Consider the following 11,941-nt stretch of genomic DNA (forward strand, 5'->3'; position numbering starts at 1 on the left):
ATTGTTATGCTAGGGCATCATTTTCTAATATGTGAGTCATTTAATGAGTGCTTTACTTTGTCATACCTCTTCAGGAACTCCTCTGTCATTTGTGGTTAAAAATGAACTATCCGATTGGCTTACGCAGCAGCCGAATTTTATACAGCGCTGGCTAGCAAACACAGATTTTGAAAAATCAGGGCTCGCACTAGTGCCAAACCCAGAAACGGGTGAACTAAGTCAGGTGTTTTGTATTATGCAAAGCGCCGATGATTTTTGGGCTGCGGGTGAGCTTGCCAATAAACTACCTGCGGGTTGTTATCAAATTCAGGGTGATGAGCTTTTAACTACTCAACTTGCTTTAGGGTTTGTGTTAGGGGGCTATGAGTTTAGTGAATACAAACAAAAAGCCACAGCGAAGGCGCAGCTTGGTATTGCTGATAAAACATTATATGAACAAGTAAAACAACAAGCGGACGCCATTAATTTAGCACGCGATTTAGTTAACACCCCAGCTGCCGATATGATGCCGCAGCATTTATCACAAGTCATGAGTGATTTAGCAGATACATTCGACGGTGAATTTACGCAGTGGGTAGGTGATGAGTTATTAGAGCAAAACTACCCGACTATTCATATGGTAGGGCGTGCTAGTGAAAATAAACCACGATTACTCGATTTAAAGTGGGGAGCGGTTGATGCGCCACAAATTACGTTAGTTGGTAAAGGTGTGTGTTTTGACTCTGGCGGACTTGATTTAAAACCCAGCTCTGGTATGCGGAACATGAAAAAAGACATGGGCGGTGCTGCGCATGTTATTGCCCTTGCACAACTTATTATGGCTGCTAATTTACCAGTAAGATTGCGTGTGTTAGTGCCTGCGGTTGAAAATGCAGTATCACGCAATGCATTTCGCCCTGGCGATGTAGTAAAAACCCGTAAAGGTATTATGGTCGAAATAGACAATACCGATGCGGAAGGGCGACTAGTGCTGTGTGATGCTTTAAGCGAAGCACAAAACGATGATCCTGAATTAATTATTGATTTTGCTACATTAACCGGTGCGTGCCGTATTGCGTTAGGTACGGAGTTACCGGGATTTTTCTCAACGGATCGCGCTGTAGCAAATGCTATTATGGATTCGGGGATGCAAGTTAACGACCCTGTTTGGCAATTGCCGTTGTTCGAACAATACAAACCATTTTTGAAAAGCGATGTGGCTGATATGGCTAACTGTGCAAGTACGCCATTTGGTGGCGCAATAACCGCTGCGCTTTATTTGAAAGAGTTTATAGAGCCAACGACACCGTGGGTTCACTTTGATGTAATGGCATGGAATTTACGTGCATTACCAGGGCGTCCAGCCGGTGGTGAAGCACTGGGTATTCGTGCAGTATTTACTTACCTACAAAATCGATTTAACTAACCTGAACTTGGGTTAACTAAATTAAATATACCTTGAGTTATCTGATGTTAAAGTGCATATAACTCAAGGGGTAAGTCATCTGGATCGGCAAAAAAGGTGAATTTTTTGCCGGTTATTTCATCGATTCTTATTTCTTCTACATCGATTCCATGCGATTCTAAGTACGTTTTACTGTTTTCTACACTCTTAACTTTAAATGCTAAATGTCTAAGTCCTTGTGCTTCGGGGTAGCTTGGTCTACTTGGCGCATCATTAAACGAAAACAATTCTAACTGACTGCCATCAGGTAAAGCTAAATCGAGTTTGTAAGACTGACGCTGTGCACGATAATGCTCATTAATAATCGTGAGTTTTAATATTTCACTATAAAAATGTTTAGAGCGTGAGTAGTTGCTACAAATAATAGCTACATGGTGAATACCCAGTAACTGCATAAAAGTGTCCTTAGAAAAGAAAAAGCGCACTTTAGACTGTGCGCTTTCGTTATCGATTTGATTTGTTTTTATTTAGCTAGGCTCTGCGTCTTTACACGCTTTTACAGCGGGTGCAACAAGCTCTAAACCGGTTTTATCACACGGTGGAAGTGTTGCATCGCTAACTGCAATAGGTGTTACTCGCTCACCCCATTTTATATAGCTGGCCGCCCAAGTAAGGCCTGCACCAAATGCAGCCGACATAATGTTTGCATGCGGTTTAATTAAACCTTGCTCTACTGCTTCACATAATGCAATAGCAATAGTAGCTGCAGATGTATTGCCGTACTCTCCAATATTAACCATTACTTTTTCATCATTTACTTTTAAACGACTTTGAATAGCTTGAATAATACGCAAGTTAGCTTGGTGTGGCACTAGCACATCAATATCATCGAGCTTAAGGTTAGCTTGTTCAAGTACATCGTCACAGGCTTCACTCATGCCCTTAACGGCACGTTTAAATATTTCACGCCCTTCAAATAAAAGATCAGATGGGCCAATTGGTTCATATTTATTTAAATTACTACCAAAGTTAGTAATATGAAGAATATCGCGATCTTCGCTGTCACAGCCGGTTTTAGTACCTAATAAGCCCGCTGGTGTTTCAGCGGCTTCAAGGACAACCGCACCTGCGCCATCACCAAATAATACCGCGCTGTCGCGTCGTGCCCAGTTTACATACCACGTCATGCGCTCTGCAGCGATAACCACGGCTTTTTTGATCATACCGGCTTGAATTTGCGCAGTGGCCGCTTGTAAAGCGTATAAAAACCCAGAGCACGCTGCATTAGTGTCCATGGCTGCAGCACCTGTGGCGCCAATGTTTTTTTGTACTAATGACGCAGTATTAGCTACCACGGTAGATGGTGTACAGGTTGCTAAAATAACTAAATCGATATCTTTTGCATCTACGCCAGCACAAGAAATGGCATGTTTTGCAGCCACGCTGGCAAGTTCAGCAGTACTTACATGGCTAACTCTTCGTGCCTTGATACCTGTGCGTGTGGTGATCCACTCATCGGTTGTATCTACAATTTCACTTATTTCGTCGTTGCTGATGCTTGCTGGTGGAATGCATTTACCCCAACCAGTGATATGTGCGTAAGGCATAGTGTGTTCTCTTAAAAGTGGTATGACGTGTTCGTCTAATGAGGACGTTATATCAAAAATTAGCTGTTAACACTAGTTTATAGCATGGTTTGCTTAGTAATTACTGTTATTTTTCGGACTATTTGCTGCATTTTTGTATAAAGGTAAGTGGCTTGTTTTTATTGTGTAAATTAAATGCTTTTAATGATTGTGTGTGTTTTACACGATAGCTCACAGGCCTTCTACACTTATTAGAATACAAATACTTTGTTGGCCATATATGCTTGAGTGCGGCTGAGCGAGCAGCTAATATGAGGCGCATATTATGGAATCATTACTATAAAAAGCATTATTTATAATGGATAACAAAGCAATGTATATACAGTCAGGTGAACCTTATTGTGTTAATTAAAACCGATCCTGCTATTAGCCGGTTATTAATGCTGCGCAGTGGCGCCATTGCAGTGCAGCTTATTGCGGTGTTAAGCGTTTATTTCTTATTAGAGCATCAAATTGCGCTCATGCCGTTGCTAGCCGTTATTACGCTTGAGGCGGTTTTTCAGTTAGCAAGTATCTTTGCTTATAGAAATGTTAGCCAAGCAAAGCCTGTTGGCATGCTGATGCAACTGACCGCTGACGTACTTTTTTTAACTATTTTGTTGTCTTTAAGTGGCGGTGCAACTAATGCGTTTGTGTCGTTGTTGTTATTACCTATTATGATAGCAGCGGTTACGTTAAGCGCTCGAGGGCTTGCTTATATTGCTGTGTTGGCTATTGCCGCCTACAGTTTGTTACTCATTAAAATGCCAGAACATAACATGCACCAAATGAATATGAGTGGTCATTTTATTGGTATGTGGGTTAATTTTGTTATCAGTGCATGCGTGATTGCTTTGGTGATAGGTACTATGAGCCGTGCTTTACAACAACGTGAACGCACCATTGCTCAGGTTAGGGAAAAACAGTTACGCGCTGAGCAATTGCTAACACTTGATGGCGCTGCTGCGCAAATTACCCATCAATTGGCAACGCCTATTGCTAATTTACAATTATTGTTTGAAGAGCTTTTAGAGGAGCACCCTAATAATGAGATTATTCAACAAATGCAAACGCCTTTGTTGCAGTGTCGCGTTCAGCTAGATGACTTTAGAAAGTTGTCATCGCAGCTTAGAGATAAAAACACTCGAACACCGATTGAAGCCGAGCAGTTACAAAATCAAATTAATGATGCGTTACTACTGCAGTACCCTAATCAACAAATAAAGTGGCTTAATAATGCCCCCGCAGCTAAATTGAAAAGTGATGCCATGCTGTTACCGGCTGTTTTAAACTTATTGCAAAATGCCGCTATTGCTAACGAAAAAAATGCTCAAATGCAGTTAGAGTTAAGTTGGCAGCAGCCAGATGCGCAAAGTATTGCTTTAGTTATTCGGGACTTTGGCGCTGGTTTTTCACCCTCGCAATTAGCAGAGTTAGGCGGGCAGCTCATGCCGAGCGAGCAAGGCATGGGAATAGCGGTTATGCTATCAAATGTCACGTTTGAGCGTTTAAATGGCTCGTTAACTGTTTATAATCACCCCAATGGGGGGGCGGTGGCCAAGATACAAATGCCACTATTAATAACTGGGCCGGCATTATGAAGCTGTTAATTATTGAAGATGACATTAACCTTGCTACCACTTTGGCCAGGCGCTTAACAAAACACAGCTTCAACTGTGAAGTGACACATAACCAAACAGAGGCTTTACTTAGGGCACGCCAGCAGCAACCTGATTGTATTTTACTAGATATGAAGTTAGCTGATGAGAATGGACTGGCTCTGATCGCACCGCTGCGAAATTTATTACCCAGTGCACATATTGTATTGCTTACTGGTTTTGCAAGTATAGCTACAGCTGTAGAGGCGATGCGCTTAGGTGCGAATGACTACTTGACCAAGCCAGTTGATATGGCAAGCTTATTAAAAGCGCTAAAAGTAGAGCCGGTATTGACAGTAACCGAAATTCCTGAAGAGGTTATGTCACCCGAGCGTTTAGAGTGGGAGCATATTCAACATGTATTACACAGTAACAACGGTAATGTATCAATGACCGCAAGGCAGCTTAATATGCATAGACGCACTTTGCAGCGCAAGCTACAAAAAAAACCAGTGTCGCAATAAGCCCCCGCTTGAGGAAGCAATTAATGACTAATGTCGCCGTGCTAATAAAAAGCCAAAAAATTATACTGTTCGACGCCCAGTGCAAGCTTTGTAGTGCGTGGTGTAATTTTATTATTACTCACGACCCTCAGGCCATGTTTAAACTGTGCAGTGTACAATCGCCAAAAGGACAGCAAATATTAATGCACTTTGGCTATTCGACAACTGATTTTGCCTCTATGGTTTACATTGAAAACGCTCAAGCATTTATACAAAGCCATGCATTTTTCGAGGTGATTAAACAGCTAGGCTATCCGTGGAAAATGATTTGTATATTCAGTGTGTTGCCAAATCGTTTTAACAATTGGCTTTATGATAAAATTGCATCAAATCGATATACCTTATTTGGTAAATATCACTATTGCAGACTCCCTTCACAGCAAGACCATGCCCACTATTTATAAGTGCTTTAATAGATGCCTGAATATATTGGCTGTGCTAAAATCGCGGCGTTTAATCACTAATAAATAGGTTTTAAGGGCTTTTTCCATGGCAAATACGGCGCACGCACTGCATATTTTAGTAAAGCATAAAGAAATTGCAGAAGACATCATTAAGCAATTGGGTAAAGGTGCAAAGTTTCAAACTTTAGCTAAAAAGTATTCGTCATGCCCATCGGGTAAAAAAGGCGGCGACTTAGGTGAGTTTAGACGTGGTCAAATGGTTCCGCAGTTTGATAAAGTCGCTTTTAGTGGTGCAATTTTAGAGCCGCATTTAGTAAAAACAAAGTTTGGTTGGCATGTAATAAAAGTGCTGTATCGCACTTAAGTGATACATTTAAATACCGTAGTAAAAAACCACCTTTTAAAAGGTGGTTTTTTGGTTTTGAGCCTTTATTTTTAAGCTAACTCACTGCGGTTGGTTGAACATCTAAGCCATAGCCAAACATCACTGCCAGTACTAATACGATGGATGCTGCAACCATTAATTTAATTAACAGCGGTAAACAAAAACGGAACCAGTGACCATAAGGTACACCCGCCATACCTAAAATTCCCATTAATACGGCATTTGTTGGGATGATCATATTTGAAAAACCATCACCAAATTGATATGCAAGTACGGCAACTTGTCGAGGTACACCCACTAAATCACCTAATGGTGCCATTAATGGCATAGTGACATACGCTTGACCTGAACCTGAGGGAATAAAGGTATTTAATAATGTTTGAATAACAAGCATACCAATCGCTGAAATTTCAGCGCTTACATAGGATAGTGGCAAAGACATACCATGTACTAAGCTATGTAAAATCTGTCCATCTTCTAAAATTAGAGCAATACCACGGGCAACACCAATTAAAATGGCGGTGGTTACTAAGTCAGAAACACCCTCAATAAAACGATTAGCAGTTTCATCTGCTGATAGACGACCAAGTACAGCAACAACTGCGCCCCAAGCAATAAATACACCGCCTAGTTCATATAAGTACCATCCTTTAGTCGCAATACCCCAAACAGCAATAGCGAGTGTAACAATAAAGCTACCAAGGATTGCTTTATGACGAGTGGCAAGGGCAGGATAGTTTGCAGGGGCTTGGTTTGCTAATGGGCAGGGCACATCAAGCATCATCGATTTGCTTGGATCTTTAGCAACTTTTTGCGTGTATTGCCAAACATGATGAAAACCAATTAAAACAAAAGGAACAAAAATAGCTAAACGAAGCCACAACCCAGAATAAACAGGTACTTCCGCTATTTGCTGAGCAATTAATACCGTAAATGGATTAAATGCCGACACGCCATAACCAATGCCATAACCCGCAACAATCATACCAACCGCAGTCATAGCATCAAGGCGCATAGCCTTACATAGAGCAACAAGTATGAGTACAAAAGGGATATATTCGCCCGCAGTTCCTATACTACTTGAAGCTAAAGCAAAACAAAATACAACCATAAATATGAGTCGTTGCGGTTTGTCGCCATGGCGTTCAAGTAAACGGCCAATCAGTGCATCAACTGTGCCGGTTGCCCTTGCAATAGCCAGTACACCGCCCACAATTAATACAAAAAATATAACATCTTGCGCTGCAGCAAATGCACGTGGAATTGCTGTTAGTAAATCCCATGGGGTAAGATAGTGGCGCTCGGCAACGGTTTGATACGTACCTGCAATCACCATTTCTCGGCCTGATTCAGATAAGGCTGTATTAAAAAAGCCTTGAGGTACTAGCCACGTTGCAATTAATGCTGTAACCATCATACCCAATAGTAAAATCAAAGTGTGTGGAACTTTGAACCTGGTACTCATAACTTCTCCAAGTTAATACGTAATAATACTTAGCTGCATAAATAGTTAAACGAACTTAACTTTCTATAACTCTGTTAAATTTTTAATTTAGGGTAAATCGCTACCAAAAATTTGCCTAGTTTTAGAACAAGGTTTTACCGTTAAAATAAACCCTCTATTTTAGCAGATAGGCATACATACTTAATTTTTACATAAGAATACCATGGGATTTACACCACATACAAAATTTAACTATGTATCTGTAAATAATTGTAAAAAGTAGCTATAAATAGCTTATTTTTAGGCTGAAAATTCATCAATAAGCGGAATTGAAAATCCATGATGGGTCAATTTATTAAAAAGTAATGCTGAGCCGCCATCAATCAATAAAGGCCTACTGGAAAATAGGGGGGGTTGTGTTTGGAACGGGGGTAAAACATGCTCGCTTGAGCGGCTATGCGCAACAAATTCCAGCACTGCGAATGCCTATTCTTAAACACTCTTTACACTGCAGCTAGTGAAGATGTTACTGGATTATCCAATAGATGATTACATGAAGTGTGAAGAATTTAATTCGTGTTTAAAATTTTCAAACCTTTCTGCTTTATCCTAATCAACAAATAGTTTATTTACCAATATCTTCAAACCATAAATCAGGGTGGCGTGCAATAAACTGCTGCATTAAGTCCATGCATTGAGTGTTATGCTGATCTTCAATCGTCACTCCTCTACTTTGTAAATATGCTTGTGGCCCCTGAAAAGTCTGACTTTCTCCGATCACTACTTTATTAATGCCATAGAGTAAAACCGTACCGCTGCACATATCGCACGGTGATAATGTAGAATACAAAGTTGCACGTTTATAATCTGCTGCACTTAAACGCCCCGCATTTTCAAGGCAATCCATTTCTGCATGCAATATACAACTGCCTTTTTGCAGCCGTTGGTTATGACCTGCACTTACAATTTCATTTTCAATGATAAGCACAGAGCCAATTGGAATACCGCCCTGTGCAGCGCTTTTTTTTTGCTTGTGCTATCGCCGCTTGCATAAATATATCCGCCATCATATTGCCTTTTTAGTTGTCTTATTAAGATTGAGTATGGCAAAAAAATACAGATTGACCGATATATTTAATATTTTTGTATGTAGCTACGTGCGTCATTTTAAGCAAGAATATCGCTGTATAGAATCCTCACAACAAACATGCTTTTAAACTTATTGCGTATTTTCCTCTTCTTCACTTATTTGCTTAAGCGCTTGAATAAATGACTCACTCGGCTGCCCACCGGTAAGCGCGTACTTATCATTTATAATAAAAGTAGGCACTGAAGTAATACCCATTTGCTTAACGTTATTTTGCTCTTGGCGGACCGCTTGTACGTATTTGTCTGAGTGTAAAATTTCTCGGGCTGTGTTTTTGTTAAGGCCGACTTTTTCTACCACTTCAAGTAATGCATCGTAAGCGCTCAATTCTCCGCGTTATTCCAAATTTAAACTGAGCCTTGATAATGACGTTAGTCATTAGTTTACGAGGTTCAATATGTCACATTCTCAACATTGGCAGCAGCATATCGATGCTTGGTAACAGTCCGGCGGCTCGCAAGCGCAGTATTGTCGCCAACATGAGCTTGATCAGAGTCAATTCAGCTATTGGAAACGCAAGTAAATCAAAACCAGCAACCCCAAATCGGTTAAACCTTCACGTTTTGCAGTGGCGGTGATGCCTGAGCCACCATCATCACTTTCCATTAGCTTGCCCAATGGCATCGTCCTTGGCGGCATTGATGCCATGAACGCGTCAGTGGCGGCGCAATTGTTGGAGTACCTGCGCTAATGCAACCAACACTGCGACCTGCTATCCATTTACCGCGGGTGTATTTGTATTGCGACCCGATTGATTTTCGCAAGTCTCATCGCGGCCTTAGCACCTTAATTGAAGCAGAATTAGGCCATAATCCTTTCAGTGGTGAGCTTTATGCGTTTACCAATAAGCAGCGCAATAAAATCAAATGCGTGTTCTGGGAAGATAATGGTTTTGTGCTCTATTACAAAGCCCTTGCCGAAGACAAATTTAAGTGGCCCAAGCGTCCTGATGAGCTGGTCACCTTAACCGATCAGCAGCTCAATTGGTTGCTCGATGGCTATGATATCAACCTGATAAAACCGCATAAAAAATTGCAATTTGAGTCGGTTTTTTAGCGACTCAAACAACCTTTTTGATACAATAAGCCCAATTAAAATAAGGCGTTAAAGGCTATTAGTATCGTGACTTCCTCTTCTAAAAATCTGACTGAAATTGAGTTGCTTCGTGCTCAGTTAGCCGAGCAAGAACGATGTATTTAAAGCCAGTCTGAGCGCATCAAAATCTTAGAAGAAGTGGTGCGACACCTTAAAATCAAACGCTTTATGCCCAGCAGTGAAAAAATCGGCCAAGGGCAGTTCTTGCTGTTTGATGAAGCTGAGTTGGTCACTGATCCTGATGTGATTGCCCATGAGCAAGACGATAAGCTTACTACTCACACTAAAAAATCTGCGCCGCGTGGCCGCAAACCGTTTGCTGCCGATTTACCGCGTGAACAAATCTTTCTCTACCTAACGGATGAAGAAAGAATGGGCGCTAAAAGCACCTTCTTCGCCAAGGTAAAAGAAGAATTAGACATCGTCCCAGCCAAAATTCGCGTGTTGGAATACATGCAAGAAAAAGCGGTGCTTGCAGAAGAAGCCGATAGCGATAAAATGGTGGCGGCAGCACTGCCCAAGCACCTGATTAAAGGCGCCATGGGCAGTATTGGTTTACCGCTGTATCGGATTGAAAAACAGCTGAGCCGCTATGGCGGCAACATCTCCCGTGCCACCTTGGGCAATTACGTGATTAAGTCGGCCCACGTGCTCCAGCCCATCATCAACTTGATGTGGGACAAGCAACATGAAGGCAACGTGATTGCGATGGATGAAACTCCACTGCAGGTATTGAAAGAGCCCGGCAAGGCCGCGACGTCCAAGAAATACATGTGGGTTTCTTTGGGTGGTTTACCTGGGCAGCAAAGCGTGTTGTATCACTACGACCCGTCGCGCAGCGGGCAGGTGCCACGACCTTACTCGATGGTTTTAAAGGGTATCTGCAAACCGATGGTTATTCGGGGTATAACCCTGCGTGTGAACAATACACGCTCATTAGCGTGGGTTGTATGGACCATGTCCAGCGTAAATTTAAAGATGCCCTCGACGCTGCGCCCAAGAAAAAAACTAACCAAACCAATACAGTCGACAAGGCTGCCGTGGCACTCGCGTTGATTAAAAAGCTCTACAACATTGAGCGCCAGATTAAAGACCTAAGCGAGAAGCAAGCCGACTTCACGAGTGAGCATATCAAAGCGTATCGGCAACAAAACAGCATCCCGATATTGGAAGAAATAAAAGCCTTCCTCGACACCAACGTGAGCAAAGTGCCCAAAGACAGTTTAACCGGCATCGCCATTCACTACATGCTGAATCAGTGGAAAAAGCTGACGGTTTACTGCACCTGTGGTGAACTGCGTATCAGCAATATCTTAGCTGAGAATGCTATTCGCCCGTTCGTGGTTGGGCGCAAAGCCTGGCTGTTTGCGGATACCCCGCAAGGCGCCCATGCCAGCGCGGTGTGTTACAGCATTGTCGAAAGTGCCAAACATAATGGCCTTGAGCCGTACCACTATATCCACGACCTGCTGACGAGGCTACCCTACGCTGAAACAGTGGATGAGATCGAAACGCTGCTACCGTGGAATATTAACAAGAGCCAATGATCGCCTAACGGTCAAGCATGCGGAGTATTGAGCGCTTACAGTAAAATAGTAATAAAAAACCTAATGTTTTCTTGTTTATTTATGAGCAACTATACCTAATCATGTAGATATACCATTATATTGGATCTTCTAGACGTAGTGTCGTAAATGACTGAGGGATAGGTTATCGCATAATTGTTTGATTAACAGAAATATCTTTGTTACTACATTTCGCACATATAAAGTCTTCAGTGCCCATTACATTCTGAATAAACTCAAAATATTAATATTAGGTTAACTTTCTGTTTTTTTTGTGTATTATCTTGTACCTAATTAAGTGGGTGTGTATTTAAACTCGCAAATTTAACTTTTCTATCAAACCAATAACATAAAACTAGGCTAAAAAATGAAAATTATAAACACGTTGGTTTCACTATCCTTATTAACTCTTAGCTCTCAAGCTAGTGCTAGTTGTAATAAGTATACTTGTGAGGGAATCTCAAATGTTGTTTTTTCTTCTGTTGTTGCTGACAACAACGATGTAAAGGTTAAATTTCACCAAGGTACTGGGGCTACGCTATCTTGCAACTTAGATTATGAAAATAGCGCACCTTTAAACCAAAGAAGTGCTAATTATCGTAATATGCAATCCATGCTATTAACCGCTGTTGCTGCAAACCTTCCCGTTGTACTGACTTTTGATAACACATCAGCACTTTGTGAAATTGCATCAGTTGAAGTGAAAGTTGTTGAATAATAATAAAAAGTGA

At 41.4% G+C, this 11,941-nt stretch carries 12 protein-coding genes and 3 pseudogenes; 9 read left to right on the plus strand and 6 right to left on the minus strand.

Going from position 1 to position 11,941, the window contains the following annotated elements:
• The first annotated feature begins 43 nt into the window (after positions 1-43).
• Positions 44-1,405: a leucyl aminopeptidase family protein gene (locus tag KG708_RS10220; protein ID WP_213609504.1), complete on the plus strand. Its 1,362-nt coding sequence runs from the start codon at positions 44-46 to the stop codon at positions 1,403-1,405.
• Between the two features lie 47 nt (positions 1,406-1,452).
• Here KG708_RS10220 and KG708_RS10225 read toward each other — a convergent pair whose 3' ends face one another.
• Positions 1,453-1,839, minus strand: a complete 387-nt coding sequence (locus tag KG708_RS10225; protein WP_213609506.1) for a VOC family protein — start codon at positions 1,837-1,839, stop codon at positions 1,453-1,455.
• A 72-nt stretch (positions 1,840-1,911) separates the two neighbouring features.
• On the minus strand, positions 1,912-2,991 hold the full coding sequence (locus tag KG708_RS10230; RefSeq protein WP_213609508.1) for a ketoacyl-ACP synthase III: 1,080 nt from the start codon (positions 2,989-2,991) through the stop codon (positions 1,912-1,914).
• 380 nt (positions 2,992-3,371) lie between these two features.
• Between KG708_RS10230 and KG708_RS10235 the strand changes: the two genes are divergently transcribed.
• The 4 genes from KG708_RS10235 (at position 3,372) to ppiC (ending at position 5,938) form a co-directional block, all read left to right on the plus strand.
• Complete coding sequence (locus KG708_RS10235; protein ID WP_213609510.1) at positions 3,372-4,610, plus strand: ATP-binding protein; 1,239 nt, start codon at positions 3,372-3,374, stop codon at positions 4,608-4,610.
• The gene (locus KG708_RS10240) at positions 4,607-5,131 is read left to right on the plus strand and encodes a response regulator (RefSeq protein ID WP_213609512.1); all 525 of its coding nucleotides are present in this window, start codon (positions 4,607-4,609) and stop codon (positions 5,129-5,131) included. Before KG708_RS10235 ends, KG708_RS10240 begins: the two co-directional genes overlap by 4 nt.
• A gap of 23 nt (positions 5,132-5,154) precedes the next feature.
• Positions 5,155-5,574 (plus strand): DCC1-like thiol-disulfide oxidoreductase family protein, encoded by a 420-nt coding sequence (locus KG708_RS10245; RefSeq protein WP_213609514.1) that lies wholly within the window; start codon positions 5,155-5,157, stop codon positions 5,572-5,574.
• Positions 5,575-5,659: 85 nt separating this feature from the next.
• On the plus strand, positions 5,660-5,938 hold the full coding sequence (ppiC, locus tag KG708_RS10250; RefSeq protein ID WP_008464312.1) for a peptidylprolyl isomerase PpiC: 279 nt from the start codon (positions 5,660-5,662) through the stop codon (positions 5,936-5,938).
• Positions 5,939-6,014: 76 nt separating this feature from the next.
• On the opposite strand, the gene KG708_RS10255 is transcribed toward ppiC, so the two are convergent.
• The 4 genes and pseudogenes from KG708_RS10255 to KG708_RS10270 all read right to left on the minus strand — a co-directional run bounded on the left by KG708_RS10255 (position 6,015) and on the right by KG708_RS10270 (position 9,198).
• On the minus strand, positions 6,015-7,424 hold the full coding sequence (locus tag KG708_RS10255) for a TIGR00366 family protein (RefSeq protein WP_213609516.1): 1,410 nt from the start codon (positions 7,422-7,424) through the stop codon (positions 6,015-6,017).
• A 604-nt stretch (positions 7,425-8,028) separates the two neighbouring features.
• Positions 8,029-8,470, minus strand: a pseudogene (locus KG708_RS10260) (nucleoside deaminase).
• A gap of 152 nt (positions 8,471-8,622) precedes the next feature.
• A pseudogene (locus KG708_RS10265) lies at positions 8,623-8,865 on the minus strand (DsbA family protein); the annotation flags it as partial.
• A 189-nt stretch (positions 8,866-9,054) separates the two neighbouring features.
• Complete coding sequence (locus KG708_RS10270; protein ID WP_213609518.1) at positions 9,055-9,198, minus strand: hypothetical protein; 144 nt, start codon at positions 9,196-9,198, stop codon at positions 9,055-9,057.
• Positions 9,199-9,240: 42 nt separating this feature from the next.
• Here KG708_RS10270 and tnpB point away from each other — a divergent pair, with 42 nt between their 5' ends.
• The 4 genes and pseudogenes from tnpB to KG708_RS10290 all read left to right on the plus strand — a co-directional run bounded on the left by tnpB (position 9,241) and on the right by KG708_RS10290 (position 11,928).
• Positions 9,241-9,606, plus strand: coding sequence for an IS66 family insertion sequence element accessory protein TnpB (tnpB, locus tag KG708_RS10275; RefSeq protein ID WP_213609520.1), 366 nt, complete (start codon positions 9,241-9,243; stop codon positions 9,604-9,606).
• Positions 9,607-9,786: 180 nt separating this feature from the next.
• A pseudogene (locus KG708_RS10280) lies at positions 9,787-10,440 on the plus strand (transposase); the annotation flags it as partial.
• Positions 10,419-11,192 carry an IS66 family transposase gene (locus tag KG708_RS10285; protein ID WP_366513601.1) on the plus strand — a complete coding sequence of 258 codons (774 nt, stop codon included), beginning with the start codon at positions 10,419-10,421 and terminating at the stop codon, positions 11,190-11,192. The pseudogene KG708_RS10280 and the gene KG708_RS10285, both read left to right, overlap by 22 nt.
• 385 nt (positions 11,193-11,577) lie before the next feature.
• Positions 11,578-11,928, plus strand: a complete 351-nt coding sequence (locus KG708_RS10290) for a hypothetical protein (RefSeq protein WP_213609524.1) — start codon at positions 11,578-11,580, stop codon at positions 11,926-11,928.
• Positions 11,929-11,941 lie beyond the last annotated feature (13 nt).

The sequence above is a fragment of the Pseudoalteromonas sp. genome (assembly GCF_018402495.1).
GTDB lineage: Bacteria > Pseudomonadota > Gammaproteobacteria > Enterobacterales > Alteromonadaceae > Pseudoalteromonas.

Excerpts from the sequence above, each read along its gene's own strand:
- KG708_RS10220 (WP_213609504.1), top strand. The coding sequence starts at position 44 with ATGAGTGCTTTACTTTGTCATACCTCTTCAGGAACTCCTCTGTCATTT.
- KG708_RS10225 (WP_213609506.1), bottom strand. The coding sequence starts at position 1,839 with ATGCAGTTACTGGGTATTCACCATGTAGCTATTATTTGTAGCAACTAC.
- KG708_RS10230 (WP_213609508.1), bottom strand. The coding sequence starts at position 2,991 with ATGCCTTACGCACATATCACTGGTTGGGGTAAATGCATTCCACCAGCA.
- KG708_RS10240 (WP_213609512.1), top strand. The coding sequence starts at position 4,607 with ATGAAGCTGTTAATTATTGAAGATGACATTAACCTTGCTACCACTTTG.
- KG708_RS10245 (WP_213609514.1), top strand. The coding sequence starts at position 5,155 with ATGACTAATGTCGCCGTGCTAATAAAAAGCCAAAAAATTATACTGTTC.
- ppiC (WP_008464312.1), top strand. The coding sequence starts at position 5,660 with ATGGCAAATACGGCGCACGCACTGCATATTTTAGTAAAGCATAAAGAA.
- KG708_RS10255 (WP_213609516.1), bottom strand. The coding sequence starts at position 7,424 with ATGAGTACCAGGTTCAAAGTTCCACACACTTTGATTTTACTATTGGGT.
- KG708_RS10270 (WP_213609518.1), bottom strand. The coding sequence starts at position 9,198 with ATGGCATCAATGCCGCCAAGGACGATGCCATTGGGCAAGCTAATGGAA.
- tnpB (WP_213609520.1), top strand. The coding sequence starts at position 9,241 with ATGCAACCAACACTGCGACCTGCTATCCATTTACCGCGGGTGTATTTG.
- KG708_RS10290 (WP_213609524.1), top strand. The coding sequence starts at position 11,578 with ATGAAAATTATAAACACGTTGGTTTCACTATCCTTATTAACTCTTAGC.